The organism is Mesorhizobium yinganensis (genome assembly GCF_040081985.1).
Taxonomy (GTDB): domain Bacteria; phylum Pseudomonadota; class Alphaproteobacteria; order Rhizobiales; family Rhizobiaceae; genus Kumtagia; species Kumtagia yinganensis.
In genome coordinates this window covers 19601-44513 of sequence record NZ_JBEBMH010000004.1, presented here as the reverse complement: position 1 = coordinate 44513, position 24913 = coordinate 19601, and the positions used below count along the sequence as shown (strand labels likewise).

At 61.6% G+C, this 24913-nt stretch carries 24 protein-coding genes and 1 pseudogene; 11 read left to right on the top strand and 14 right to left on the bottom strand.

Features of this window, described 5'->3' with window-relative positions:
* Positions 1-9: 9 nt before the first annotated feature.
* Entirely contained in the window at positions 10-1200 is a 1191-nt protein-coding gene (locus ABMA59_RS10365) for an aspartate aminotransferase family protein (protein ID WP_349005268.1), read from the bottom strand.
* A 400-nt stretch (positions 1201-1600) separates the two neighbouring features.
* Between ABMA59_RS10365 and ABMA59_RS10360 the strand changes: the two genes are divergently transcribed.
* Complete coding sequence (locus ABMA59_RS10360) at positions 1601-2116, top strand: GcrA family cell cycle regulator (RefSeq protein ID WP_349005267.1); 516 nt, start codon at positions 1601-1603, stop codon at positions 2114-2116.
* Between the two features lie 57 nt (positions 2117-2173).
* Here ABMA59_RS10360 and ABMA59_RS10355 read toward each other — a convergent pair whose 3' ends face one another.
* The 3 genes from ABMA59_RS10355 to ABMA59_RS10345 all read right to left on the bottom strand — a co-directional run bounded on the left by ABMA59_RS10355 (position 2174) and on the right by ABMA59_RS10345 (position 5201).
* On the bottom strand, positions 2174-2929 hold the full coding sequence (locus ABMA59_RS10355) for an MBL fold metallo-hydrolase (RefSeq protein WP_349005266.1): 756 nt from the start codon (positions 2927-2929) through the stop codon (positions 2174-2176).
* 190 nt (positions 2930-3119) lie between these two features.
* Positions 3120-3842, bottom strand: a complete 723-nt coding sequence (phoU, locus tag ABMA59_RS10350; protein WP_349005554.1) for a phosphate signaling complex protein PhoU — start codon at positions 3840-3842, stop codon at positions 3120-3122.
* Positions 3843-3932: 90 nt separating this feature from the next.
* Positions 3933-5201, bottom strand: coding sequence for an ATP-binding protein (locus ABMA59_RS10345; protein WP_349005265.1), 1269 nt, complete (start codon positions 5199-5201; stop codon positions 3933-3935).
* Positions 5202-5273: 72 nt separating this feature from the next.
* Between ABMA59_RS10345 and ppk2 the strand changes: the two genes are divergently transcribed.
* Positions 5274-6203, top strand: coding sequence for a polyphosphate kinase 2 (ppk2, locus tag ABMA59_RS10340; protein ID WP_425475902.1), 930 nt, complete (start codon positions 5274-5276; stop codon positions 6201-6203).
* A 30-nt stretch (positions 6204-6233) separates the two neighbouring features.
* Here ppk2 and ABMA59_RS10335 read toward each other — a convergent pair whose 3' ends face one another.
* Positions 6234-8192 carry a glycosyltransferase family 2 protein gene (locus ABMA59_RS10335; RefSeq protein WP_349005263.1) on the bottom strand — a complete coding sequence of 653 codons (1959 nt, stop codon included), beginning with the start codon at positions 8190-8192 and terminating at the stop codon, positions 6234-6236.
* Positions 8193-8656: 464 nt separating this feature from the next.
* Here ABMA59_RS10335 and ABMA59_RS10330 point away from each other — a divergent pair, with 464 nt between their 5' ends.
* A complete protein-coding gene (locus tag ABMA59_RS10330; protein ID WP_349005553.1) occupies positions 8657-9457 on the top strand; it encodes a transporter substrate-binding domain-containing protein in 801 nt (266 codons plus the stop codon).
* Between the two features lie 60 nt (positions 9458-9517).
* Here ABMA59_RS10330 and ABMA59_RS10325 read toward each other — a convergent pair whose 3' ends face one another.
* The 7 genes and pseudogenes from ABMA59_RS10325 to ABMA59_RS10300 form a co-directional block, all read right to left on the bottom strand.
* A complete protein-coding gene (locus tag ABMA59_RS10325; RefSeq protein ID WP_349005262.1) occupies positions 9518-9931 on the bottom strand; it encodes a tellurite resistance TerB family protein in 414 nt (137 codons plus the stop codon).
* Positions 9931-10167, bottom strand: coding sequence for a hypothetical protein (locus ABMA59_RS37170; protein WP_425475894.1), 237 nt, complete (start codon positions 10165-10167; stop codon positions 9931-9933). Before ABMA59_RS37170 ends, ABMA59_RS10325 begins: the two co-directional genes overlap by 1 nt.
* Positions 10168-10263: 96 nt before the next feature.
* The gene (locus tag ABMA59_RS37165; protein ID WP_425475893.1) at positions 10264-10404 is read right to left on the bottom strand and encodes a hypothetical protein; all 141 of its coding nucleotides are present in this window, start codon (positions 10402-10404) and stop codon (positions 10264-10266) included.
* A gap of 367 nt (positions 10405-10771) precedes the next feature.
* Positions 10772-13924, bottom strand: coding sequence for a multidrug efflux RND transporter permease subunit (locus ABMA59_RS10315; RefSeq protein WP_349005261.1), 3153 nt, complete (start codon positions 13922-13924; stop codon positions 10772-10774).
* Between the two features lie 6 nt (positions 13925-13930).
* Positions 13931-15091: an efflux RND transporter periplasmic adaptor subunit gene (locus ABMA59_RS10310; RefSeq protein WP_349005260.1), complete on the bottom strand. Its 1161-nt coding sequence runs from the start codon at positions 15089-15091 to the stop codon at positions 13931-13933.
* A 61-nt stretch (positions 15092-15152) separates the two neighbouring features.
* Positions 15153-15998, bottom strand: a complete 846-nt coding sequence (locus ABMA59_RS10305) for a universal stress protein (RefSeq protein ID WP_349005259.1) — start codon at positions 15996-15998, stop codon at positions 15153-15155.
* A 104-nt stretch (positions 15999-16102) separates the two neighbouring features.
* Positions 16103-16205, bottom strand: a pseudogene (locus tag ABMA59_RS10300) (BA14K family protein); the annotation flags it as partial.
* A 414-nt stretch (positions 16206-16619) separates the two neighbouring features.
* Here ABMA59_RS10300 and ABMA59_RS10295 point away from each other — a divergent pair.
* The 8 genes from ABMA59_RS10295 (at position 16620) to ABMA59_RS10260 (ending at position 22548) form a co-directional block, all read left to right on the top strand.
* A complete protein-coding gene (locus ABMA59_RS10295) occupies positions 16620-17213 on the top strand; it encodes a TetR/AcrR family transcriptional regulator (RefSeq protein ID WP_349005258.1) in 594 nt (197 codons plus the stop codon).
* A complete protein-coding gene (locus tag ABMA59_RS10290; protein WP_349005551.1) occupies positions 17200-17796 on the top strand; it encodes an alpha/beta hydrolase in 597 nt (198 codons plus the stop codon). Before ABMA59_RS10295 ends, ABMA59_RS10290 begins: the two co-directional genes overlap by 14 nt.
* Positions 17797-18098: 302 nt before the next feature.
* Entirely contained in the window at positions 18099-18467 is a 369-nt protein-coding gene (locus ABMA59_RS10285) for a hypothetical protein (RefSeq protein ID WP_349005257.1), read from the top strand.
* Positions 18468-18559: 92 nt separating this feature from the next.
* The gene (locus ABMA59_RS10280) at positions 18560-19306 is read left to right on the top strand and encodes a response regulator (RefSeq protein WP_349005256.1); all 747 of its coding nucleotides are present in this window, start codon (positions 18560-18562) and stop codon (positions 19304-19306) included.
* Positions 19306-20685 (top strand): sensor histidine kinase, encoded by a 1380-nt coding sequence (locus tag ABMA59_RS10275; RefSeq protein WP_349005255.1) that lies wholly within the window; start codon positions 19306-19308, stop codon positions 20683-20685. Before ABMA59_RS10280 ends, ABMA59_RS10275 begins: the two co-directional genes overlap by 1 nt.
* A gap of 103 nt (positions 20686-20788) precedes the next feature.
* Positions 20789-21439, top strand: coding sequence for a DUF3313 domain-containing protein (locus ABMA59_RS10270; RefSeq protein WP_349005550.1), 651 nt, complete (start codon positions 20789-20791; stop codon positions 21437-21439).
* Positions 21440-21593: 154 nt separating this feature from the next.
* A complete protein-coding gene (locus ABMA59_RS10265; RefSeq protein WP_349005254.1) occupies positions 21594-22193 on the top strand; it encodes a hypothetical protein in 600 nt (199 codons plus the stop codon).
* A 37-nt stretch (positions 22194-22230) separates the two neighbouring features.
* The gene (locus ABMA59_RS10260; RefSeq protein WP_349005253.1) at positions 22231-22548 is read left to right on the top strand and encodes a Rossmann-fold NAD(P)-binding domain-containing protein; all 318 of its coding nucleotides are present in this window, start codon (positions 22231-22233) and stop codon (positions 22546-22548) included.
* 308 nt (positions 22549-22856) lie between these two features.
* Here the strand turns inward: ABMA59_RS10260 and ABMA59_RS10255 are convergent, their stop codons facing one another.
* Together ABMA59_RS10255 and ABMA59_RS10250 are read right to left on the bottom strand one after the other, a co-directional pair.
* Positions 22857-24023 (bottom strand): acetyl-CoA C-acyltransferase, encoded by a 1167-nt coding sequence (locus ABMA59_RS10255; RefSeq protein WP_349005252.1) that lies wholly within the window; start codon positions 24021-24023, stop codon positions 22857-22859.
* A gap of 47 nt (positions 24024-24070) precedes the next feature.
* A complete protein-coding gene (locus tag ABMA59_RS10250; RefSeq protein ID WP_349005251.1) occupies positions 24071-24901 on the bottom strand; it encodes an enoyl-CoA hydratase/isomerase family protein in 831 nt (276 codons plus the stop codon).
* Positions 24902-24913: the final 12 nt, after the last annotated feature.

Here is a 24913-nt window from a genome sequence, read left to right as displayed (position 1 = left end):
CGCGGCGTCCTACTCCGCCGCGGCCGGCGTCGAAAGCCGCGAAGCCGCGGCGCGGAGGCGGCCGAGCGCATCGCGGATTTCCTCGTCGCTGACGGTAAGCGGCGGCAGCAACCGCACGACATTGTCGCCGGCGGTGACCGACAGCATCTTCTCGTCCCGCAAGGCTGCCTGCATTTTCGTATTCTGGACACGGCACTTGAAACCGAGCAGCAGGCCAGACCCGCGCACGTCCTCGATCACCCCGGGAAACTGGTCGGCGACGCTGGCTAGGCCCTGCTTCAGCAGCAGCGCCTTGCGCTTGACCTCGTCGAGGAAACCGTCCGCCAGAATGACGTCGAGCACAGCATTGCCGACAGCCATTGCCAGCGGGTTGCCGCCGAAGGTGGTCCCGTGCACGCCGGGAGTCATGCCTACGGCCGCTTCGTCGGTAGCCAGACAGGCGCCCACGGGGAAACCGCCACCGATGCCCTTGGCGATCGCCATCAGATCGGGCGCGACGCCGGACCACTCATAGGCGAAGAGTTTGCCGGTACGGCCGACGCCGCACTGGACCTCGTCGAAGATCAAAAGCAGGCCGTGTTCCTCGCAAAGTTCGCGCAGCCGGCGGAGGAAAGGCGCGGGCACCTCGCGGATGCCGCCTTCGCCCTGCAACGGCTCGATCAGGATCGCGGCCGTTTCCGGCGTAATCGCCTTCTCGACAGCTTCGATGTCGCCAAACGGCACTTGGTCGAAGCCATCGACCTTGGGGCCGAAGCCTTCCAGATATTTCGCCTGTCCGCCGGCCGCGATCGTTGCCAGCGTGCGTCCGTGGAACGCGCCTTCGAAGGTAATGGTGCGGAAGCGCTCGGGATGGCCCGAAACGTACTGATAGCGGCGTGCCGTCTTGATCGCGCATTCCAGCGCTTCGGCGCCCGAATTGGTGAAGAACACCTTGTCGGCGAAGGAATTGGCGACGAGCCGCTCGGCCAGCCGGCTCTGTCCCGGGATCTCGTAGAGATTGGAGACGTGCCAGAGTTTTCCGGCCTGTTCGGTCAGGGCGGAGACCAGCGCGGGATGGCTGTGGCCGAGCGAATTCACGGCAATGCCGCCGGCGAAATCGAGGTATCGCTCGCCTTTGCCGTCTATCAGCCAGGATCCTTCGCCACGCTCGAACGCCAGTGGCGCGCGGGAAAAGGTCTCGTAAAGCGCCGATCCGCTCATTACATGCGTCCCCGGAACCCAAGAAATCAAAAAGCCGCCCAAGCGGCGGCTCTTTCAGGGGCATATTGAGTTTTTCGGCCGCGAAGTCAACGAAAACGTCGTTGTGCCAGCGGCAAGCAAGCCAATCCCGGGCATACGCTATTGCAGCCTGCAAATCATCTGCTTGTCCGGCTTGCTTCCTGAGCGGAGGCAAGTTGGGGAAAACCCAATTTTCCGATTCGTGTTGCAAACGGGACTCTTGTCACGGAGTCAGCCGATACGGTACGAAGGGATCACGAGATAGCTAGATATCGTGCGGCGGCACTCAGTTCACCTGTATATGTGGTGTCAGCCCGGTTTTGTGTAACCGGGAGGGTGAAAGGATTCATACGTCCCGCACGCGGCGTCAGGAGACCGACCCATGCTGTGGACAGATGAACGTGTTGAAACCTTGCGTAGGCTTTGGTCGGAGGGACTCAGCGCCAGCCAGATTGCCGCCCAACTGGGCGGTGTCAGCCGCAACGCGGTGATCGGCAAGGTTCATCGCCTGAAGCTCTCCGGCCGCGGTCGTGCCAATCCGGCGCCCGCACGCCAAAAGAAGCCCGCCCAGCCCGTCGCCGCCAAGCCGGCGCCACGTCCTGTGCCGGCAGGGCGCACGGTGACGCCTTCGATCGGTGCGACGGCCTTGCAGACCCAGTTCGATGCGGTGCCGGTCATACGGACGACAGAGCGGACGGACGACAACGTGGTGGTGCCGATCTCGCGTCACCTGCAACTCATCCAGCTCAACGAGCGGACCTGCAAATGGCCGATCGGAGACCCGCTGGCGGAGGGATTTCATTTCTGCGGCAACGACTGCGCGGAAAATGGACCGTATTGCCGCTATCATGCGCGGATCGCCTTCCAGCCGGCTTCGGAGCGCCGGCGCGTCAGGTAGCTTTCGTAGCGCCGTTCAACACGCACCGGTTCGCCGGGCTACACACCCGGCTGTCGCCTATCGCTTCGGAAAAGACAGCGTCTCGCCGTCCGCCGGGATGACTAGCCGCGCGGCTGGAATGCCAATATCGTCGGCGGCCCGGCGAAGCTCCTGCCGCGACACCGTCGCATGATCAAGTGCCTCCATGTGGGTCGCCACGACGATCGACGTTGGCGCGGCCTCGCACACCGCGATGGTTTGCGACGCATTCATGACGATCAGGTCGCCATCCCAGCGCGCGCCGCACGAATGCGTGACGATAATGTCGCGGCGCGTCTCGGCGATCGTCTCCGCGACCGGTGGGTAGAACACGGTGTCGCCCGCCCAGTAGATGCTCGGCTCACCTTCCGCCTCCAGGCTGAAACCCATCACCGAGCCCATCTTCTCGACCACCGGCCCGAGGCCGTGGCTGCCTTCGCGCCGCGTCAGCAAAATGCCGTTCCAGTCGATGCTGTCAGTCAGCGGCGTCACGTCGGTGAATCCGAGGTCGCGGATGATCGTCTCGTCACCGGGCTGGCAGATCAGCGGCAGCGTCTTCGGCACGCTTAGCCGGGCGACCGTATCGAAATGGTCCTGGTGCAGATGCGACACGATGACCAGTTCGACGCCTTGCAGGATCGTTTCGACACTATCCGGAAGCTCGACCATGGGGTTCGGCGAGCGGCCGGTGAAGGAAGGCCGGCTATGCCTTGGTCCGAAATCCGGATCGATCAGCACGGTCCTGCCTGCATAATTGAGCTTGAGGGTCGCGTTACGCAGGAGTTGGAGAAGCATGTGGGTCCCCGGACGGAATTCTGGATGACGCTGTCAGGCGAGGGGGCCGGTGAAATGATGACGGACCAGCCGCAGCGGCGAAACCGCAGGATACCGTGGCCGCTTATCGGCTGCGTAGGGCCTCTGCGGCCGTCTTCTTGTTGCAGCGCGGCCAGGCCGCGCACGGACGCTGTGGCCGGAGAAGCCTCGGTCAGGTGCCTGCAACAGGAACCAATTTGACTTCCGGGCTCTTGTCTTCCTTGGGCCGGTTCGGCGGCATCTGCTCGCCGGTGACGATGTAATAAATCGCCTCCGCGATGTTGGTCGCATGGTCGCCGATGCGCTCGATATTCTTGGCGCAGAACAGCAGATGCGTGCAGGGCGTGATGTTGCGAGGATCTTCCATCATGTAGGTGAGCAGTTCGCGGAAGAGCGAGGTGTACATGGCGTCGATCTGGTCGTCGCGGTCGCGCATGGCGGCAAGCCGCTCGACCGAGCGCGAGGCGTAGACGTCGAGCACGTCCTTGAGTTGGGTGAGTGCGAGGTCGACCAGTGCCTGCAGGCCGCGAAACGGGCTGGCGGGATCGAGCCCGTCGCCGACTGCGACTGCGCGCTTGGCGACATTCTTACCGAGGTCGCCGACGCGCTCCAGGTCGGCCGAGATGCGAATGGCGCCGATGATCTCGCGCAGGTCGCCGGCCAACGGCTGGCGCCGGGCGATCATGGAAATGGTTCTGTCGTCGATCTCGCGCTGCGTCTCGTCGAGCACGGTGTCGTCGGCGATCACCTTGCGGGCAAGCGCCAGATCGGCGTGGATCAGCGCCGAGACGGCCTGATCGACCATGCGCTCGGCGTGGCCGCCCATCGCCGCGATCTTGCGGGTCAGGTATTTCAGTTCGTCGTCATAAGCGCTGACAATGTGGTGCGAAGGCATGGCGGTCATGATCTTGCGACTTTTCGGGCGCGTCAAACTAGTTTGGCCCGAATCAATAGACCAGCCATGTTACAGATTGAAGAAATCTGGCTACTTCACGGGCAGATGCACGGTAAATGCCGCCCCTTCGCCCAATTTCGAGGTGATCGCCAGCCTGCCTTTGTGCCTGGTGATGATGTGCTTGACGATGGAGAGGCCGAGCCCGGTGCCCTTGTGCAAGCGGCTGTTCTCGACGTCGGCGCGATAGAAACGCTCGGTGATGCGCGGAATATGCTCCTCGGCGATTCCGGGACCGAAATCGCGCACCTCGACGGCGACCTCGCCCTGAACTGGCCGCGTCGCCGAGACCACCACACGGCCGCCGGACTGGCCATATTTGCACGCGTTTTCAACGAGATTTTCGAAGACCTGGAAAAGCTCGTCGCGATCGCCCGGAACTTCGATCCGCTCGCCGCCCATACGGTTGTCGATGACCACGCCGCTCTCGGCGGCGAGCGGTTTCAGCGAATCCACCACGCTCTCGATGACCCGCCCGAGATCGACCTTGGCGCCGCCGACGGTCATCGCCTTCATCTCCAGCCGCGACAGCGACAGCAGATCGTCGATTAGCCGCGCCATGCGTGAAGTCTGGCTCTGCATAATCTGCAAAAATTGTTCGCGCGCCGCTGCGTCGTTCTTCGCCGGACCGCGCAGCGTCTCGACGAAACCGGCGATCGAGGCCAGCGGGGTGCGCAATTCGTGGCTGGCATTGGCTATGAAGTCGGCGCGCATGCGGTCGATGCGGCGCGACTCGCTCTGGTCCTTGACCACCATGACGAACAGGCCTGTGCCGTGGCCGACCGCCGTCGCGGTCACACGCAGAACGCGCTCGATGGGAACGCGCTCGGTGTATTCCACGGTCTTCGACGGAAAGCGTCCCGAGAGCATGCTTTCGAGAAGTTCCTGCATTTCCGGGGCCCGGAATTTCAACGGCATCGATATGCCGGCCTGGATATCACCGAACGCCGATGCCGCCGCGCTGTTGGAAAGCGTAACGACCCCCCTTGTGTCGAAGACGATGAGCGGGTCGGCAACGGCGGCGGCCAGGCTCTCGGCCGAAAGGTCTTCGGAAAGGGCAGGTCGGCTCGATGCAGGGATGCTCGCCGGGCGTTCCGGAAATATCCTGCGCGGCGACAACGCGGCCACGGCCAGCAGCGCCAGCACGGTGAGGGATACAGCGAGCGTCGATCCTCCCCCGCTTGCGTGCAAGCCAAGCAAGGCGGCGACGGCCGCCGCGAACAGCCAGCGCGCCTGCCACAGGCGGCCCCAGGCGAGCCGTGCCAGGCGCCGGCCATTGGTTGCTTGGGTGGTGTCCGTCATAGGTTCGGCCCACCGGACCTGCCAAACTCCCCCGTGGATTGCTTCTGGACCGGCGTCATGTCACCCAATAGCATGAATCGAAATGCGAAAGTGTCCGGCATGAAAAACCACAAGAGTAAAGCTGAGATGACGGCGGGCGGAATCAAGATCGATGTCGGCGGCACGGAACGCGTTTTTGACATCGACAACCCTGAGCTGCCGGAGTGGGTCGACAAGCACAAGCTGACCTCCGGCGGCTATCCCTACGACAAAAAGATGGATCAGGACGAATACGCGGAGACGATCGAGCGCCTGCAGATCGAACTGGTCAAGCTGCTGGCGTGGATGCAGTCCTCCGGCGAACGGGTGCTCTGCGTCTTCGAAGGCCGTGACGCCGCCGGCAAGGGCGGTACGATCGAGGTCCTGCGCCAATACATGAACCCGCGCACCGCCCGCAACGTGGCACTGACCAAGCCGACCGAGACCGAGCGCGGTCAATGGTACTATCAGCGCTACATCGCGCATTACCCGACGGCGGGAGAATTCGTGACCTTCGACCGCTCCTGGTACAACCGCGGCGGTGTCGAGCCGGTGATGGGCTTCTGCACGCCCGAACAGCATACGCGGTTCCTCGAGGAAACCCCGCAATACGAACTGGCGATCGTTCGGGAGGGCATCCGCTTCTTCAAGTTCTGGCTCGATCTGGGCCAGGAGATGCAGCTCAAACGTTTCCACGACCGCTTCCACAGCCCGCTGACCAATTGGAAGTTTTCCGACATGGACAGGGCCGGGCTGACGAAATGGGCCGAATATGGCGCGGCCCGCGACACGATGATCGAGGCGACGCATACCGACCATGCGCCGTGGGTGATCGTGCGTTCCAACGACAAGCGCCGGGAGCGCATCGAGGTCATGCGCCGCATCCTGAAGTCCATCCCCTACGCCAAGCGCGACGAGGCGGCGATCGGCAAGCCGGACAAGAAGATCATCGGCACGGGACCAGGGTTTATTCGGGATGATTGAGGTGTTTGCATCCAACCTAAACTGAGACCGTCACGGCGGATCTTTCCGGACGCTCCGGAAGTGCGGCGTCTTTTCCCAGTGGTGGGGACGCCGCCACAGATGCAGCAGCGAACGCCAGGCGGCGAGCGACATCATCATCCAGTAGAGAGGTGTGAACGTCACGACGCGCCAGAATTCCTTCCGGTCGCGTTTGCGAAGGCTGTACCAGCCGAGCAGGAAAAAGGAGAGGTAGCCGCAAACGATGTTCAGCACGTCGATGACCAACAGCGTGACTTTCCAGCCGAACGCAGGCTGGCCCAGTGCGATCTGCAGGCCCAGATAGAAGCCGAAGGCGATAAGCAGCGGGTGGAGCAGCGCCGAAATCACCAGGCCCGCATAAAGGATCTGCACCAGGAAAAAGGATCGTGCGCCGACGTCGCGCAACAACGCTGCCGGATCGCGCATATGGACGAGCCAGGTCTGGCACCAGCCCTTGAACCAGCGGGTGCGCTGCGGCAGCCAGATCGACAGCCTTTCCGGTGCGTCCTCCAGTGTCGGCAGGCTGATCGTCTCGGTGCGATAGCCGAAGCGCACAAGGCGCAGCCCGAGATCCGCATCCTCGGTGACATTGTAGGGGTCCCAACCCCCGACCTCGTCCAACGCGGCGACGCGAAAATGGTTGGAGGTGCCGCCCAGCGGCAACACCACGCGCCGGCTCGACAGCCATGGCAGCAGGCCCCGGAACAAGGCGGAATATTCGAAGGCGAAGAGCAGCGGTATCAGGCCGCGATTCCCGTTGGATATCTCCAAGGGGGCCTGGACGCAGGCGAGGGCCTCGCCGCCACGCTCGAAGCTGTGCCACGCCTCCAGCAGTTGCAGCGGATGCGGCCGGTCCTCGGCATCGTAGAGGACGACATAGTCGCCCTTGATCAGCGGCACGGCAAAACTCAACGCTTTGGGCTTGGTGCGAGGCAGGCTGGGAGGCACCTTGATCACCTCCACGTGGTACGGCAGCCTATGCGCGGCGATGGCGTCAAGCGTCTTGCGGTCGTCGGCCTCGCAGACCAGCTTGATCTCGATCTTGCTTCGCGGCCAGATCAGACGATCGAGCGCCGCCAGAAGTTGCGGTACGACTTCGGCCTCGCGGTGGAGTGCGACAAGCACCGAATAGAACGGCAGGTCTACCGCCGGCGTTCGCTCCAGACCGGCAGGCGGGACTGGTTGTGCACTCCTTGTCGCGGCGAAACGCAGCCCGATACAGCCAAGGAAGAACAGCGAAAAGAAGATGTGTATTGCCAGGAACGTCGCCGAGATGGCGAAGGTGAAGGCCAACGCGAGAAGCACCAGGATGGCCCCGAGGATCACGCCCTGCCATGCATTGGCGACGATGCGGGCCGAATAGTCGGGCATGCGCTCGTAAAGACCGCTGCGCGCTTCGGTGGCCAGTGATTTGCGGGAGTTTTCGAGCACGGCACGGCGTAGCGCCTGCGGCGTGGTGATACGCAGCATTGGCATCAGCTTCTTCTTGCGGTGCAGCAAGGTCTTGAGAGTGCGAAGGCTCATCCCGGAGGGGACAATCAGCGGATGTGCCCGGCCGTCCCGTTCGACGATCTTGGCATGCAGGTGTCTGCTGCGTGTGCGCAGGAAAAGCGCGCAATCCTCCGGCCGCATGACAAGGCGGTCAGCGTCGACCTCGTCAACGAAACCCACGCCGAATTCGGTTGCAATGGCCGAGAAAAGTTCGCGTTCGCTAACGAGGTTCGAGGCCAGCAGCTCCGATTGGAAGTCGGTACCGTTGCGGGCGGCGCGCGCCGCAAGCTTGATCACCACGTCCGAGGCGATGCGCAGCCTGGCGAGGATCGGACGCCAGGTGTCGAATTCTGATAAGAAGAACTCGATCAAGGCACGGGCGGCGGGAGGTTGCGCGGATGGGTCCGGCAACCGGACGAGGCCGGTAACCGAGGTCGATGAAAGGTATGGCTGCTCGGACCCGGCATCCAGAATCGCCATTCACACCGTCCCGCCGGTGTAGGAGTCTGTGTCCGACAACGGGGATGCCGACGCCGAGCGGTATGCAAAGACGCTATGTTGTATTGGCCACGAATGAGCCGTTTGAGATATACGACGAATCCAACAAACTGCGGCGCGCGCCAACGCACGCCCGCCATACACGGACACTACTACCGATATTCGCATGACAAGGCCCCCAATTGCCAATTTAGTCATATAAATACTGATCAGGCAATACGCACCGTTCCATACGGCGACAAATTTTTTGCCATGTTCTGGTCAAAACTGAATTAGGTGGGAGAGACGCAATGGTCGCAATGTATTCATTCCACTCTGTTCAGCCCGAATCCCAGCGGTATTTCAAACATATGACCATGACTGGTATGCTGCCGAGGGCATGGGGCACGGTCGCAAAGTATGTACCAGCCCTATCCGGAATGATGCTTTCGGCATTCCTGTTTTCAATGGCGGGCACGCAGCCGTCACGGTCCGACGGAGTGCGGCTGCCGGTCCTGTGGGACAGCGGTGAGCGCCTGGTGAAACCCGATCTGTCGGGGCTGACGCGCTTGCGCTTCCTGACGACCACCGATTTCCCACCATTCAACTATCTGGACGGAGAGGGCAGACTATCCGGCCTGCATGTCGATCTCGCTCGCGCAATCTGCGCCGAACTGACGATTGTCGAGAGATGCCAAATACAGGCGCTCCCGTGGGGTGAACTTGAAGCAGCACTTGCGAAGGGCGATGGGGAAGCGATCATCGCCGGCATCGCAGTCACCGCCGGAAACAGGGCGAAGTTCACGTTTTCCAGGCCGTATCTGCGTTTTCCGGCCCGCTTCGTGGCCGCGAAGGCCAATGATATAGCCGAGCCCCTTGCCAAAACGCTGGCCGGCAAGCGTATCGGCGTCGTTGCCGGATCCGCGCATGAGCAATTGCTGCGTAACTATTTCGCAGATGTGCAGGCGGTCGGCTACGAGCGGCAGGAGCCGTTGCTGTCCGACCTCAAGGCGGGCAAGATCGACGCCGCCTTCGGCGACGGCATGCGTTTCGGCCTCTGGCTGGCCGGCCCCGATGCCGCCGATTGCTGCCGCTTCGTGGGCGCCGCCTATTTCGCGCCAGAGTACCTCGGGACGGGGCTATCGATCGCGGTGACGCCCGGCAACGAAAATCTGGCAACGGCTTTCGACGCCGCGCTACAGCAGATTTCGGCGAAAGGCATCTTCACTGACCTCTATCTGCGCTATTTTCCGGTGAGTTTTTACTGACCGGCCGCCGGCAGCCGCGGGGTCTTGCAGCTCGACCGGGCCGTCTGTCGGAATGGTGTCTCAGGTAAGCGTCCGGTGCCGTGCCTTCGTTGCCCGTTCGATCGCAGCGACAGTCGCCTCGTCGACGCTCAGGTGCCGCCTCAGAAGCTGCAGCACCCGCCGCTCCTCCATGCGCATTTCGAGATCGGCACTGGCGACTTCGAAGGCGGCGGCATAGGCGGTATCATGGAGATGGGCGGGGATAGCGGATCGCGCCAGGGTCAGGACGCCTTCGAGGCCCGCTTCTTGCGCAAGCAGCCTCTGGCAGTCCTGCGCCACGTCGATCAACTGATGCTCGTCGAAATCCTCGAAGATCGGCCAGGAGCGGATGACCGCGCCGATGCGCGCCAGCTCGACATCGGTCATGTCGCGATCCGACGCGGAGGTAATCACCATCAGGTAGATCAGGGCTTCGTGGGTGGTCGGCCTGCTCATCATGTCTCTCCGCTCGAACGCGGCGGAAAGTAGGCATCCCGGCAGACCGCCACAAGCGAAATTTCCGGCGCGGCCTTTCCCTTCGGCACCTTGGCCGACTGGTCGTTGAGGGTCGTGAAGGACTGCGACCAGCCTGTCCCATCGGGAGATGGCGTGTTGACCTGGCATTGCGCCGATCGGGACATGTCGAACTGGATCGTGTTGAGGTCGACGTCGATGAAGGGGATGCCCGGCAAACATGATGACGACGATGGCGACGAAGGCGCGGCTCTCGATGCGTATCGAGGACAGCGCACCCTTGTTGCCCTCATCCGCACCCTCGCTCCGCGCTTTCAGCAGTCCTGGATAACGATCACCAGAAACGCGAGCGCGAACATACCCGAGGCAACCAGCACAGCCCAGACGCCATTGTGTACGGCCCACGCCACGAGCGTCAGGTAATAGTCCAGATAATCCGAGGCATAGAGCGTCATGTGATCCCCGGTGCCTTAACCTGCGCTGAGCAGCAGGCTGGCCACAAACGCGATGAATGCCGCCACGACCGCGATCGCGATCCGCATCAGGCGCCGATGCACGGAGCGACCCGGCTCCCGCGCCGTGATCCTGCGCCGCATCCACACCCACCCGGCCAGGGTTCCGGCGTAGAGGACGATGCGCGATGCCAGGAACCGGGCCGAATGCTCGGCGAGCCCGCTGGCGAAGGCGTGTCGCTCATCAGCGCAAACGAGCGGCCGACGGGAACTGAGAGGCGGCCGCCGTCGCAATGGCTTGCATGTTTCAGCTCACGCGCTACCGGCAAAGCGTGCAATTTCCGTAGCTTCTGTAGGCGTTTTCCCAGCCTCAGCTATTCGTATGCCCGGCATCCTCCACGAGACCATCGTGTGTCGGCTTTTCCGCGGTTTTGTACCGTCCTGTCAGTTTCATGACGAAGACATAGAAAATCGGCACGAAGAAGATCGCCAGAATCGTCGCCGAAATCATGCCGCCCATGACGCCCGTGCCGATCGCGCGCTGGCTGGCGGAGCCGGCGCCGCTTGCGATGACGAGCGGCACGACGCCCAGCGTGAAAGCCAGCGAGGTCATGAGGATCGGGCGGAAGCGAAGGTGCGCCGCCTCGACCGCGGCCTCGTGGATGGATTTGCCTGAGGCGCGCAGATCTTTGGCGAACTCGATGATCAGGATGGCGTTCTTGGCGGAAAGTCCGATGATCGTGATCAGGCCGACCTTAAAATACACGTCGTTCGGCATATCGCGCAGCATGACCGCGGCGAGCGAGCCGAGGATGCCGAGCGGGATCACTAGCACGACCGACAGCGGAATGGCCCAGCTTTCGTAAAGAGCCGCAAGGCACAGGAAGACCAGAAGGCACGACAGGCCGAGCAGCATCGGGACCTGGGCGCCGGACTGGATCTCCTGAAGCGACTGCCCCGTCCATTCGTAGCCGAAGCCGCCTGGAAGCAAAGCGGCGATGCGCTCGACCTCGGCGAGCGCGTCGCCCGAGGAATGGCCGGGAGCCGCCTGACCGCTGATGCGGATCGCGGGGAAGCCATTGTATCCGACGAGCTGCGTTGCCCCTTTCGACCAGTCGAAGCTGGCGAAGGCGGAAATGGGGACCATGCCGCCCTCGTTGTTGCGAACACTCATGTTCATGACGTCGAAGACGCTGCCGCGCTTGTCCGGTTCAGCCTGCACCGTCACCCTTTGCATGCGGCCAGCGTTCGGGAAATCGTTCACATAGGCCGAGCCGAGGCTTGTGCTGATGGTCTGGTTGATCTCGGCGAAGGTGACGCCGAAGGCATTCGCCTTCTCGCGATCAATCGTCAGGATCATCTGCGGGGCGTCGGCGAGGCCCTCCTCACGGACGCCCGCTAGGATCGGGCTGTTGCGTGCTTCCGACAGGAACTGGTCACGCGCTGCCGACAAGGCGGTGAAGCCGCGCTGTCCCCGGTCCTGGAGACGGAAGGAAAAGCCCGTGGTGGTTCCGAGGCCGGAGATTGCCGGCGGCGATGTCGCGAAGGCGACGGCGTCCTTGATGGTCTGGAAAGCGCCATTCAACCTCTGCGCCACCATCGAAGCGGCCTGATCGGCCAGCCGCTCGTCCCAATCCTTGAGCGTCATGAAGACGAGGGCTGCGTTCTCGCCGGCCCCGGCGAAGCTGAAGCCGTTGATCGCGACGACCCGCGTGACGGCCGATTCCTCGAGGATAATCTTCTCCATGGCGGCGATCGACTCGAGCGTCCTGGCCGCGGTGGCGTCGGCCGGGCCCTGAACCTGGGCCATCAGCGTGCCCTGGTCCTCGACCGGCAGGAAGTCGGTCGGAAGCCGCAGGAACATGTATCCCATCACACCGGCGATCACGAGATAGACGAACATCACCCGTCCGCTCTTGTGGATCAGCCTGCCCACCCAGTTGCTGTAACCCTGAGAGGACCGGTCGAAGGACCGGTTGAACCATCCGAAGAAGCCCTTGCGGGCATGGGTATGACCTTTGGCGACCGGTTTCAGGAAGGTGGCGCAAAGGGCTGGTGTCAACGAAAGCGCCAGAAAGGCCGAAAACAGGATGGAGGCGACCATCGTCAGAGAGAACTGCTTGTAGATGACGCCGACCGCGCCGGGAAAGAACGCCATCGGGACGAAGACCGAGGTCAGCACCAGCGTGATGCCGATCACCGCGCCGGTGATCTGGCCCATTGCCTTCCTGGTCGCTTCGCGTGGTGGTAGGCCTTCCTCCATCATGATGCGCTCGACGTTCTCGACGACGACGATCGCGTCGTCGACCAGAATGCCGATCGCCAGCACCATGCCGAACATGGTGAGCACGTTGAGGGAGAAGCCAAGCACCAGCATCACAGCGCAGGCGCCGAGAAGCGCTATTGGCACCACGATGGTCGGAATGACGGTATAGCGAAGGTTCTGCAGGAACAGGAACATGACCGCGAAGACCAGGACGATGGCCTCAAGCAGCGTATGCAGAACCTTTTCGATGGAAATTGAGACGAAAGGCGTCGTATCGTAGGGGATCGACCATTCGATGTCCCGCGGGAAGGACGGCGCGAGTTCTGCCATGCGGTCGCGGATGGCGGTCGCGGCCGCCAGCGCGTTCCCACCGGGTGCAAGTTCTATCGCCGCGCCAGCCGCCGGCATGCTGTTGATCCGCGTCGACGTGCCATAGCTTTCGGCCCCCACTTCTATCCGCGCGACATCGCGAAGCCGCACGGCGGAGCCGTCCGCCTGCGCGCGCAGCACGATCGCTCCGAATTCGTCGGGAGAGGTGAGCTGCCCCTTGATGAGCAAGGAGCCCGTCGTGCGGCGATCGGCGCTGACGGGGGCCGCGCCGATGCGGCCCGCTGCCACCTGCGCATTCTGTGAGCGAATCGCCTCGGTGACGTCGCCGGGCGACAGGCTGAAGCCTAGAAGCTTGTCCGGATCCACCCAGACGCGCATCGCCCGCTCACTGCCGAACAACTGGACGTTTCCGACGCCCGGGACGCGGCGCAACTCGCTGGCGACGTTCCGGCTCATGAAGTCGCCCAGCGAAAGCCCGTCCGTTTCGCCGCTTCTGGAGGTTAGCGCGACCAGAAGGAGCGTGCCGGAACTTGCGGCGTCGACGCTGATACCTTGCTGCACGATCGAGGATGGAAGCCGAGCCTCCACGCGCCTCACACGGTTCTGGACTTCCACGGCAGCCGTATCCGGATTGGTGCCGGGCTCGAACGTGACCGTGATGCCCACCGAGCCCGACGCATCGGAAGTCGACTCGTAATAGAGCAACCCCGGGATCCCGTTGAGTTCCTCCTCGATGAGCTGCGTCACGCCCTCGAACGTGTCTTCGGGAGAGGCGCCCGGATAGACAGCCGAAATCCTGATCTGCGGCGGCGCGACGTTGGGATATTGCGAAACCGGCAGCACGGTGAGTGAGATCGCGCCCGCCAGCATGATCGCGATCGCGAGAACCCAGGCGAAGACCGGCCTGTCGATGAAGAAGGACGCCATCGCGGATCAGTCCCCCTGTGCCGTGGCAAGCGACGGATTGGTCCAGGATTCGGCGGCCACCTTCGCCCCGGGAGCGATCCTCTGGAAACCTTCCACGACGACGCGATCACCCGCACTTATGCCGCTCATCACGACCCAGCGGCCGTCGAGGAGCCAGCCGAGCGAAACGTTGCGGAGCTCGACCGTATCGTCGCCGCCAACGACATACAGCTGCGGCCGGCCGGAGGTATCGCGCAAAACGGCCTGTTCCGGCACCGCCAGCGCTCCGTCCAGAGACGCCTGCTCGATGCGCGCCCTGACATACATGCCGGGCAGCAGGTTCATCTCGGGATTGGGAAACTCTCCGCGCAGGATCACCTGGCCGGTTGCGGCATTCACTGACGCTTCGGTGAACAGCAGGCGTCCGTCGTGAGGATAGGGCCGACTGCCAGCCGACGAGAGTTTCAGGAGGGCTGCTCCCGAAGCATCGGCCTCGAGCGATCCGTCGGTTACCGCGTTCTTGAGAGCGATCAGATTGTCGGCCGGTTGTGTGAAGTCGGCATAGACCGGGTCGATCTGCTGGATGATGGTCATGACGTCCGAGGTCGGGCCGACCAACGCGCCTTCAGTGACGAGCGCGCGCCCGATACTGCCGGAGATCGGCGCACGAATCTCGGTATATTGGAGGTCGAGCTCAGCTGACCTCAGATCCGCCCTGGCCCGTTCGACATCGGCGTTGCTCTGGGACAGCGCCGCAATGGCTGTGTCGGTATTCTCCGCACTTGTGACCCCCCGCTGAAGCAACTGGCTTTGCCTGTCTGCCCGTTGCTGCGCGAGGTTCTGAGCGGCAATGGCGGAATCGAGCGTCGCCTTGGCCGAAGCGACGCGCGCCTGAAACGGCTCGGGATCGATGACGTAGAGAAGGTCGCCTTCCTGCACCGTCGATCCCTGCTCGAACACACGCCTGAGAACGATGCCGGTGACCCGGGGGCGGACATCGGCGGTGATCATCGGCGCGACCCGGCCCGGCAGTTCGGCGACCACGGGCAGCTTCTCGGGCTTTATCTCCACGACGGCGACCTTGCTCTGTGGCGCCTGTGGCGCTGTCTGGGTCGCTTCCTGCCCGCACGCGGCAAGCGCGAGCGCTGCGCTGACGGCCAAGAGATGAAAGGGTCTGGTCAAAGTCATAGGTCATTCCGTGATTTGCGCCACGCCGGTTTGGGTGGCCGGCAGGAGGGAAAGCTGAAGCCTAGCGCGAGAGCAGGATCGGCAGGGGAGGGGTGGCCAGGAGCGTTTTGGTCGCACTTCCGAAGACGAACTCCGATATCCTGGCCTGACCGTAGGCGCCGACGACGATAAGGTCGGCGTCTAGCGCCGCCGCTCGTGACAGAATGAGGCTTCCCGCATCATGTCCCTCCAGCCGCTCAAGGGTTACGGCAACGCCGTGGCGGGCGAGATGCCAGGAAATGTCGGTCCCTGGGGCCGCGCCGTGCAGGCGCAGGATCTTCGGCTCCGGAACGACGATAAGATGGACGTCGTCGGCCGCGGCGAGAAACGGCATTGCGTCCCGGATCGCGCGTGCGGCTTCCCTGCTTGCGTTCCATCCTACGACGATCCTGCGGATTGGCCACTCGACGGGCCAGTCCCCGGGTACGAGGATCCAGGGTGTTCCCGACGCGAAGGTGAGGTCTTCGGAGAGGCTCAGCGCCGTTGTCGGTGCTTCCGGCCGACAAGAAGCGCCGAGCACGGCCAGGGCTGAATGCCTGGCGTGCAGCATCAGCGCCTCGCCGATCTCCCCGCCGCAGACACGCAATTCGACCGTAATCCCGAACTCTGCCTCTGTCTCGGCCAGCAGATTGCGAATGATGTCGACGCTTTCATTCTTGCGCTGGTCGCAGCCCTCAAGCATGGCGGTAGTGGCGTCGCCGCGGGCAAAGCCATCATGGCGATCGAGCGTCATGTTTTGTGGGGCAAGCGCGACCACGACATGGGCACCCCAGCCTTGAGCCAGCACAGCCGCATAGCGGATACGCGGCGCAGAGGTGCTGCTGTCCACGCTGTCCAGATAAACGACGCTGTCTTTTGGAACCTGCATTGGTTCTGTTTTCTTCTGTCCAGGGTGTGTTCGGAGGAAAGGTCTTGCCAAACAACCGGCGCTCGGCTTGCGAGACGGTTTTCATCCGCCATGGAGGACCTTCCTCAGCCGTCAGCTATAGGCGAGATGCACTGCCGGCGCGGGCCGTTGTTGGGTTGGAATGTGTTGTCGGAGGCACGATAGGAACCGATACCGGTCGTAACACCATAGCCATTCGCAGAGGACGGACGATCGTAGGAGCCGGCAGCGAGAGCATCAGGATCGGAGCACAGAATCCGATTGTCGCCTTGAACATTCGTCGCCTCTTCTACGATATATCAACAGCTGTTGACATATCGCCTCAAGATCATCCTGTCCATAGGTCGGATCAGCATCGAATCCGTGCTCGCGCTGCCAGGGGGGCAGGATGCCTAGGAAGTGTGGACTCTTGGGATTGAACGAAGCCGCTACCGCAGCGCGAGGAGCGAGCTTTGCGTGAGGCGTCTCCTGTCTGAGAAGATCGTCGGTGTTGCATCCACTCTTCAGACGGGAGATCACCCGTAAGCACAGGCTTTAAGTCAACTTCTGTTGACTTTCAAGTGAGCTTTACGCATTGATCCATCGAAAAGCAGGAGAAGAAGCATGCGGCGCAAGAGTGTCGTGCGAGGAGAGGGGGCGACCCGTCGGGAAATATTGACGGCTGCGATCGAGCGCTTCGCCTTGGCCTCCTATGACGACGTCGGCCTGCGGGACATTGCAACGGACGTGGATGTAGATGTTGCCTACGTCCATCGCAGCTTCGGATCGAAGGAGCAGCTGTTCCGGGAAGTGCTCGATACGCAGCGTGTGGATATCGGCCTCTCGGCGATCGGCGAGAAAGCGCTTGCGGGGCGTCTCGCCGAAATTCTGTTTGAGCGGGCGCATGCAAGGACCTCTCACGAGCACGATCCGCTTACGATCCTCGTGCGTTCCCTTGCGAGTCCGACTGCCGGGCGCCTCGTCGGCGAGCGGTTGCAGGACGAATATATCGAACCGATCCAGCAGAAGATCGGCGAGCGGACGCCGCTTCGGGCCTCGATGACCATGTCGCTGCTGATCGGGTTCAGCATTTTGCGGCATCATCTTCAGCTTCCGGCAGTTACGGAGATCGATCCTGCTCAGGCCGAGGCTCTGATCGCCAGCGCGATTGATGAAATCATGAAGTTCGGGAAAGTCGAAAACCCTGACCAGGCCTGACCCGATCGCTCCCGCACGATGGCGCGCGCGCTCCTTTACCGCGCAGCGTCTCCCCTGGGAGGGCCAACTAGCCGCTGACGCCAACATCGATGGCGTGCCAGTGCTTTTTGCCTGGCCGTCCCAGGCAGAGCTGTCCGGCTATGTCGCCGACAGGGAGGCAGTCACATACTCACGCGACAATCTGGTTGCCTTGCTCTCACGGCTCGCCAGGGAACGTAGCCCAGAGGAGATCACAGTGTTCGCGCACAGCATGGGCGGCTGGCTGGTGATCGAGGCCCTGCGCCGATTGAAGTTGCAGGGGCATGACGACGTGGTGTCGCGCATCAAGGTCGTGCTCGCCGCTCCGGATATAGACGAGAACGTGTTCCAGTCACAACTCACGGTTATCGGTCGGATGCGCAGGCCGATCACGATCTTCGTCTCGACAGACGACGTTGCGCTACGCTCTCCAGGATTATTGCGGGCGACAGTCACCGCATTGGTTCGCTCGACGTCAGCGATCCATTGGTCGCAGCGGCCGCCGCAGAGAAGGGGGGCAGATCATCGACGTCTCCGATGTCCATTCCGACAGGGCTGGACATGACCGTTATGCAATCTTGGCGACGGTTCTAATCAGAATAGAAAAGGAAGGTCCGGGCAGACAACCAACATTGAGAGAGGCCTGTGCATTCGTGTTCAGGAAGGCGCGAGCGACGATCGCCCGTCCGTTCCGACTTGCGGCCGGCGGCAACCAATGACGCGAAAGTCCTTCTCTCGAAGGGGGTTCTGAAAATGTCTCTTGTAGCCGCGGGGTTTTTGGAAACAAAACTTAACAAGACGGAATACTGCTTTACTCAGAAGCGACTATCCAGGGAGACCAAATCGCGACGAAACAGGAATATCGCAATGGGTACGGATCCTGCGAAAATTGAGTGCGGGCAGATTCTGCTCTGCATCCCGAATGGGCTGGCATTGATCGTACTGAATGGTGTGTTGACTGGCGGTGGCCTGTCGGTAACCAGCACACGCAATTTGCGAGAACTCCGGGATGCAATGCGCCTTGGCGGGCATTGTGCGATCGTGACCGTAGCCGAGTTGACGGGACCGATCCGCGAAATTTCCGAGCTTCCCCTTGTCGATATTCATTCGTTTGCCCGTGAATGGAACAGGCCCGGCTCTCTTCCGTGTCCTGAGCTTTTTGACACGGACAGGTTTCTGAGGCGCGTTCGAGTTTTCGCGCACAAACACAATCCATTGTTCGCGGGGGTACTTTAGTCGGCGTAGCGGATGGCGCGCTTCGTTTGGGCGCGCAGATGACGGCGTGACAGGCTCTGGAACTCGCAAATCAGAGAGTTGGTGAACAAGAAATGCAGGCCGCAATCGCAACACATCGGACAGCGTTATCAGCGCCGCGCCATATTCTGATCGTCGAGGATGACCGCGATATCGCGAACATGCTCATCGAACTGCTTTCGGAAGGAGGTTTCCAGGCCTCCGCCGTCATGTCCGGTGCGGAGATGGACCGTGCCTTGCGCCGCCGCAGCTTCGATCTGGTTGTGCTGGACGCCATGCTGCCGGGCGAAGACGGCTTCAACATCTGCCGGCGCTTAAGAGCGTCGACATTCACGCCGATCCTGATGCTGACGGCTCTCGGTGAGGATATCGATCGGATTCTGGGACTGGAACTCGGTGCCGATGACTATGTCACCAAGCCGTTCAATTCCCGCGAACTTCTTGCCCGCATCAAAAGTTTGCTGCGCAGGGCGTCCTATGGCGGAAAGGTTGATGAGCGTCCGTCGATCATGGCCTTCGCCGGCTGGCGGATCGATCCCTTGAGCCGCCAGTTGTATGACCCGGACGGCGTGGAGATCTCGATGACGACAGCCGAGTTCGACATTCTGCTCGCGTTCTGTGCCAATCCGGGGAAAGTAATGACGCGGGAGCAACTGCTTTCCTTGACCCATGCCGGGATTGCGGGACCGGTCGAACGTAGCATAGACGTCCATGTCAGTCGCGTGCGCCAGAAGATAGAGACAAATGTGCGGGAACCGTCCCTTATCAAGACGGTTCGCCTTGGCGGTTATCTGTTCACTCCCGCAGTCGAGAACGTCTGATGATGCGGCGCCTTGTCCTCGCGTCGATGCGCCGGCAGATATTTTTGCTCACCATTCTGCCGACTTTCCTGCTCGCGGGCGTCGCCGCCATTCGTGCGCCTCTCAGGGAAATCCACCACGAACGACTGGAATGGGCGGGGTTCACGGCGGGACGTATCACGGCAATCACAGAGCAACTCCAGTCGTCCTCCTCGCCCGAGCGGGAAGAGGCCATTCTCATGGCCGCGTCCCGCAACAATCTCCGGCTGGAACCAACGGTTGCCATACGGGGTGACGCGTTTGACCTCCGCGCGCCCGTTAGCCCCGATATCAAACGACAACGCCTCGTGGAGAAATTGACGGCCATGACTTTCGCTCCGACGGGGAGCGGGCGTTTCGAACAGGTTCCGACAGTGACATTTCGCCTGGACGACGCGCGTTCCTTCGCCTTTCATCCAGTCATTCCGGCATTTTCTTCTGTTGCCGAAAGCCTCTTCAGAAGCCTCACCATCATATCGTCGGTGGTCATGCCTGTGCTGTTGCTATCCTGGTATCTCAGCTACCGTCTGACGCTGCCGCTTGTGGAGTTCACTGCTGCGGCGAGGCGGATCAGTCGGGATAAGGACTCCGAGGAGCAGTTTTCGACCGAGGGGGCAGCGGAAATTCGTAGCCTCGGAGATTCACTGAATGTCATGAGGAGCAGGATCAATCGGATGATCAAGGAACGGACCAGTCTACTGAGGTCCCTTGGCCATGATCTTCGTACGCCTCTGACAAGGCTGCAAATGCGCGCCGAGCGATGCAGGGAACCGGAGTTGCAGCGGCTGATGTTGCAGGACATCACGACGCTCTCGTCGATGATCGATGAGAGCATGCGCTATCTGAGCGACAAATCGGCTGGTTCTGAACAATTGCGCAAGGTCGATCTTGCCAGCCTGTTACAGACGATCACTTCCGACTATGCCGACATGAACATTCCGGTTTCCTTTTCCGGTCCGCGACGACTGGTTTGCCAATGCCTGCCCCGTGCGCTGACAAGAGCGCTGTCCAATCTGGTCGACAATGCATCCAGCCAGGGGACCGAGGTCGTGCTACGGCTGAGCCAGGACCAGGACGGCAACGTAATCATCGATGTGCAGGATGACGGCCCCGGCATGTCCGAAGAGACCAAGAAGAGGGCGCTTGAGCCGTTCTTCAAGGGCGATACTGCTCGTACGCTTGGGCCGGGCACCCGCGGCGTCGGTCTCGGTCTTCCGATAGCAAGCGGAATCGCGAAAGCGCATGGCGGCACGCTGAGTCTTCTCGACCGGGAGCCGCACGGGCTTGTCGCCCGAATACTCCTGCCCGCCGAGCGAGCCCGGTTCGTGGCGGCTGCCGCTGTAACCGGCAATATTTCTTAACATCAATTCAGCCACCGCAACATTGCGCCCTCTAGTCTGGCCTGGCTCCGGTCCAACGGAGCCAAACCTAACTTGCCAGAAGCCGGAGAATCCGCCCTTGTCGGTGTGCACCAAGTCCCTCCCCATCTTTTTCTGTTTCCTCGGTCTTGCGGGGTGCCAGACGATTGAACCCGTTCGCTATACGGGATTGACGTCCTCATCATCATTGAAGCCCAACGCCGGCAGCAATGCCCGGCGTATGCCCTATAGCTACAAGGCGGATGTCGACTGGGCAGCCTATACCAGCGCCATTGTAGAGCCGGTGACGATCTACCGCGGTCCGGATCATCAGTTCGGCAAGCTCTTGGAAGCGGATAGGAAAACGCTCGCCGGCTATATGCAGACCCGCTTCAGGGAGAGCCTCGGACGAAAGTTCCGGCTGACGGATCGAGCAGCGCCCAACACGCTTCGCATAAAACCTGTCCTGACAGGTGCGACAACCAACACGCCCGTACTGAGCACGTTCTCCCGCTTCGACGTGGCCGGAGCCGTCTACAACGGTGTTCAAAGCGCGCGCGGAGGTGAAGGATCATTCACGGGGGCGGTCATGTATGCCGTCGAGATTTACGACGCCTCGACCGACCGGCTGCTGCACGCCTTCGTCGCCAAGCAGTACCCCAATGCATACGACATTTCCGCGAGCACTGGAGCCCTGGCGGCAGCGAAGGCGGGTATCGACAAGGGGGCCGAGGAACTCCTCACCCAGTTGCGATGACAATCCAACGGCGATTGGCCGAAGGAAGGGATCAGCCCCCACAAGTCGCCGCTGCGGTATATGTTGCCATCCAGTTCGTAGTCCGGACGCCTTCCCAAGAGCGACATGACGCTGTCAGGCAGGTCGTGCCGATAGTATCCAGCAGGAGAAAGACATGATTTCATCAATGAAACCAGCCGAAAAAAAGCCGATGCACCCGGGGAGAATTGCCCTGGAACTGGGCGCCGTTGTGTTGAGTGTATCGCTGATCTACCTCGCGACAGACGGCGGCAGCCCCGATGTCGACACGCCACGCACAAGCTTCATAGGTCCCGCTGCAGACTTGGCCGATGTTGAGACGGCGAATATCCGGCCAGCCGATCTCCCGAAGAAAGCAGAGCCAATTGAGCCAAAAGCCGAAAGGCAATTTATGCATGTAAAACTGCCGTCTCCCACGCAACTTCCCGGCACTCCTGACAAGCCAAAGAAATTTGCATCCAGATCGCATGGCGACGTCCAAAGGTTCGACGATTGTCTGCCCGCATGCGATACCCGCGATCCTCTGGTGGTCGGCGCGTTGCGAACTGTAGAGCTGTTACCTGTCGAGGGCCGGCAGCCTGAGATTGCGCCGGACCCGGCGCCCGATGCGTTCCCGCCAGCCAACCGTGTAATGCGGAGCGGCCGTGCGCTTGTCGAGCGCGTTGTAGAGTTGCCCGGAGATACGCTGGCCTCGGGAAAGCATGCTTTTCGCTGGGCTGTTGACGCTCTGCCTTGATGTCCAAACCCTGGGCGTATCCGTAGAATGCCGTGGAGTGTCGGAGGATGCAGGTTTCGTTCGAGGATTGGACAACAAAGGATATTCGGTCGACGGCAAGAGCGTCTACATGGCTGGGGCCGGCGGAGCCGGAGCCTCAATCGCAGTCAGTCTGCTCGACGCTGGCGTGAACAAAATTGCAATTTACGACCCTAAGCATGACGCATCGACTAATTTGATCAATATTTTGGGTGAGCACTATCCAGGAAGAGTCGTGGAGGGGCCTCATCCTGTCGCTGAATATGATTTGATAGTGAACGCAACATCACTCGGTCCGAGGCCGGGCGATCCTATTCTATTGATCTGTCTGACGTGAGGCCAGGCACGCTATTGGCGGACGTTATCACCAAGCCTGCTGGAACACCTTTTATGGAGGATGCCATGAGGAGAGGTGTGAGATTCACGTTGGCGTCGAGATGTTGAATGGGCAGATTCAGCTTCTCTTTGATTTCCTGCAGGGCCGATCGATGACGGATATTGAAGCGGGAAATGAACCAACGTCGCCACGAAAATAGCAAGTTAGCGAGATCGAGTTGGGCTTGCCGTAGCCACTCGGCCGCCCATGATACGATACCCGCTTCAATGTACGGGCTGGAGGCACAGCAGGATAGTGTTTGTGGTCAGCTAGCTCATCTCTATCGCGATAGCCGTCGCCTCTCCACCTCCTATACACAGCGACGCAATTCCCCTCTTCAAGCCTCGTGACCGCAAGGCAGATAACAACGTCACGATCACGCGTGTTCCCGAGCATCCGAGGGGGTGACCCAGGGCACATGCGCCACCGTTCACGTTCACCTTGTCGTGGGGTAGACTGAGATCGCGCATCGCGGCCATGGGAACCACCGCAAAGGCCTCGTTGATCTCGAACAGATCGACGTCCTCCACCTCCCAATCCAAACGCTGCATAAGCTTTTTGACGGCGTGGATCGGTGCGGTCGAGAACTGTGACGGCTCATGTGCGAAGCTGGCATGGCCACGGATTGAGGCAACTGATTCGAGACCGTGGAGATCGGCGGATGAGCGGCGCGAAACGACTATTGCCGCCGCTCCATCGGAAATCGAAGCTGAACTGGCGGCTGTAACCGTGCCGTTTTCACGAAACGCCGGGCGCAGCGTCGGTATACGCTCCGGGCGAGCCTTTCCCGGCTGTTCATCGATTGCCAGATCTCCGACAGGCACGATTTCGTGCCCGAAGGCACCGTCGCTAATGGCGCGGGTGGCCCTGGCGAGGCTCTCGATCGCATAGGCATCCTGTTCTGGGCGCGTGAATTGATATGCCTGCGCGGTGTCCTCGGCAAAAGTTCCCATCGATCGCCCGCGATCATAAGCGTCTTCCAGACCATCGAGGAACATATGGTCGATCACGCGGCCATGACCCATGCGGGCACCGTCCCGATGCTTGTCGAGCAGATAAGGCGCATTCGACATGCTCTCCATTCCCCCGGCGACAACGAAGGCGGCGGTGCCGGAAGATACCTCATCGTAGGCCATCATGGCTGTCTTCATGCCGGAGCCGCAGACCTTGTTGACGGTCGAACAAGGGACGGCACGCGGAAGACCCGCCGCGTGGGCAGCCTGTCTCGCGGGAGCCTGACCCAGTCCTGCCGGGAGCACGCAGCCTATCAGGACATCGTCAACGAGATCGGGAGACAAGCGCGCGCGCTCAAGCGCGGCTTTTATGGCGATGCCGCCCAGATCCGTGGCTGAATGCGACTTCAGTCCACCATGGAATGCGCCAAGTGGCGTGCGTGCGCCGGACAGGATTACCACGGGGTCACTAAGGTCACTCATGCTGCCATTGCCTTCTGCTCATACCTGATGGATTTCGACGTCGCGTCTCACCCACCATTCCGTCGGGACAGGAAACTGCCGACACCCTGCTGGAACTCGTCCGAATGCCAATGCGCCTCCAGCGTCACGATCTCTTCCTCGAGGGCAGCGCTCATTGGCTGTTCGCCAACGGTTGCAAGGAGGCGCTTTGCACGCCTCATCGTCTGCCGATCCCCACGGCAAAATGTGGATGCAAGATCGGAGGCCGAGGCAAGGAGCTTGGCATCGTCCACTACCTTGTGCACGAGCCCCCAGTCCAATGCCTGTCTGGCGTCGATGGCCTCGGCGCTGAGGATCATCCACTTGCCGCGCTGCCAGCCGATGGCGCGCGGAAGCCGCACGGTGGAGCCGCCACCTGGAAGAAGGCCTTTCGAAAGATGGGCGTCTCCGAAGGTGGCGGTGTTACCCGCCAGTATGACGTCGCAGGCAAGCGCAATCTCCAGGCCGCCGGCCCGCGCTGCGCCATGGACGGCTGCCAGGACGACCAGATGCGAGCGTTCCAGCCTGTGCGCCGCCTCGCGGAACAGCGACAGTAGGTTACGTACTCCGTCCGAGCCGCCGGACAGCAGTTCCGTAAGGTCAGCGCCGGCGCAGAAATTCGTGCCCTCACCGGAAATGACGGCTACTTCGGCTATCCCTTCCTTCTCCGCCAGATCGATCGCTTCGATCAGCAGGGAAAGAGTTTCAGAATTGAGCGCGTTCGCTTTCTGCGGACGGGAGAACGTGATCCACACGATCTTCCCCTGCCGCTCAGCTATGGCGTTCAATCGCACCCTATTGTCGGAGATACTGTTCTCCACCGCGTCAGCCTTGCCTATCGACGCCACATCTCCGTTCATCACAGTTTCCGA

What these genes read in the sequence shown, in the direction of transcription:
- ABMA59_RS37165 (WP_425475893.1), bottom strand. Translation starts at nt 10,404, where the DNA reads ATGACGCTCTATGCCTCGGATTATCTGGACTATTACCTGACGCTCGTG.
- ABMA59_RS10335 (WP_349005263.1), bottom strand. Translation starts at nt 8,192, where the DNA reads ATGGCGATTCTGGATGCCGGGTCCGAGCAGCCATACCTTTCATCGACC.
- ABMA59_RS10355 (WP_349005266.1), bottom strand. Translation starts at nt 2,929, where the DNA reads ATGCTTCTCCAACTCCTGCGTAACGCGACCCTCAAGCTCAATTATGCA.
- ABMA59_RS10275 (WP_349005255.1), top strand. Translation starts at nt 19,306, where the DNA reads ATGATGCGGCGCCTTGTCCTCGCGTCGATGCGCCGGCAGATATTTTTG.
- ppk2 (WP_425475902.1), top strand. Translation starts at nt 5,274, where the DNA reads ATGAATCGAAATGCGAAAGTGTCCGGCATGAAAAACCACAAGAGTAAA.
- ABMA59_RS10305 (WP_349005259.1), bottom strand. Translation starts at nt 15,998, where the DNA reads ATGCAGGTTCCAAAAGACAGCGTCGTTTATCTGGACAGCGTGGACAGC.
- ABMA59_RS10360 (WP_349005267.1), top strand. Translation starts at nt 1,601, where the DNA reads ATGCTGTGGACAGATGAACGTGTTGAAACCTTGCGTAGGCTTTGGTCG.
- ABMA59_RS10255 (WP_349005252.1), bottom strand. Translation starts at nt 24,023, where the DNA reads ATGAGTGACCTTAGTGACCCCGTGGTAATCCTGTCCGGCGCACGCACG.
- ABMA59_RS10285 (WP_349005257.1), top strand. Translation starts at nt 18,099, where the DNA reads ATGGGTACGGATCCTGCGAAAATTGAGTGCGGGCAGATTCTGCTCTGC.
- ABMA59_RS10310 (WP_349005260.1), bottom strand. Translation starts at nt 15,091, where the DNA reads ATGACTTTGACCAGACCCTTTCATCTCTTGGCCGTCAGCGCAGCGCTC.
- ABMA59_RS10250 (WP_349005251.1), bottom strand. Translation starts at nt 24,901, where the DNA reads ATGAACGGAGATGTGGCGTCGATAGGCAAGGCTGACGCGGTGGAGAAC.
- ABMA59_RS10295 (WP_349005258.1), top strand. Translation starts at nt 16,620, where the DNA reads ATGCGGCGCAAGAGTGTCGTGCGAGGAGAGGGGGCGACCCGTCGGGAA.
- ABMA59_RS10330 (WP_349005553.1), top strand. Translation starts at nt 8,657, where the DNA reads ATGGCGGGCACGCAGCCGTCACGGTCCGACGGAGTGCGGCTGCCGGTC.
- ABMA59_RS10365 (WP_349005268.1), bottom strand. Translation starts at nt 1,200, where the DNA reads ATGAGCGGATCGGCGCTTTACGAGACCTTTTCCCGCGCGCCACTGGCG.
- ABMA59_RS10325 (WP_349005262.1), bottom strand. Translation starts at nt 9,931, where the DNA reads ATGAGCAGGCCGACCACCCACGAAGCCCTGATCTACCTGATGGTGATT.
- ABMA59_RS10345 (WP_349005265.1), bottom strand. Translation starts at nt 5,201, where the DNA reads ATGACGGACACCACCCAAGCAACCAATGGCCGGCGCCTGGCACGGCTC.
- ABMA59_RS10265 (WP_349005254.1), top strand. Translation starts at nt 21,594, where the DNA reads ATGATTTCATCAATGAAACCAGCCGAAAAAAAGCCGATGCACCCGGGG.
- ABMA59_RS10315 (WP_349005261.1), bottom strand. Translation starts at nt 13,924, where the DNA reads ATGGCGTCCTTCTTCATCGACAGGCCGGTCTTCGCCTGGGTTCTCGCG.
- phoU (WP_349005554.1), bottom strand. Translation starts at nt 3,842, where the DNA reads ATGCCTTCGCACCACATTGTCAGCGCTTATGACGACGAACTGAAATAC.
- ABMA59_RS10280 (WP_349005256.1), top strand. Translation starts at nt 18,560, where the DNA reads ATGCAGGCCGCAATCGCAACACATCGGACAGCGTTATCAGCGCCGCGC.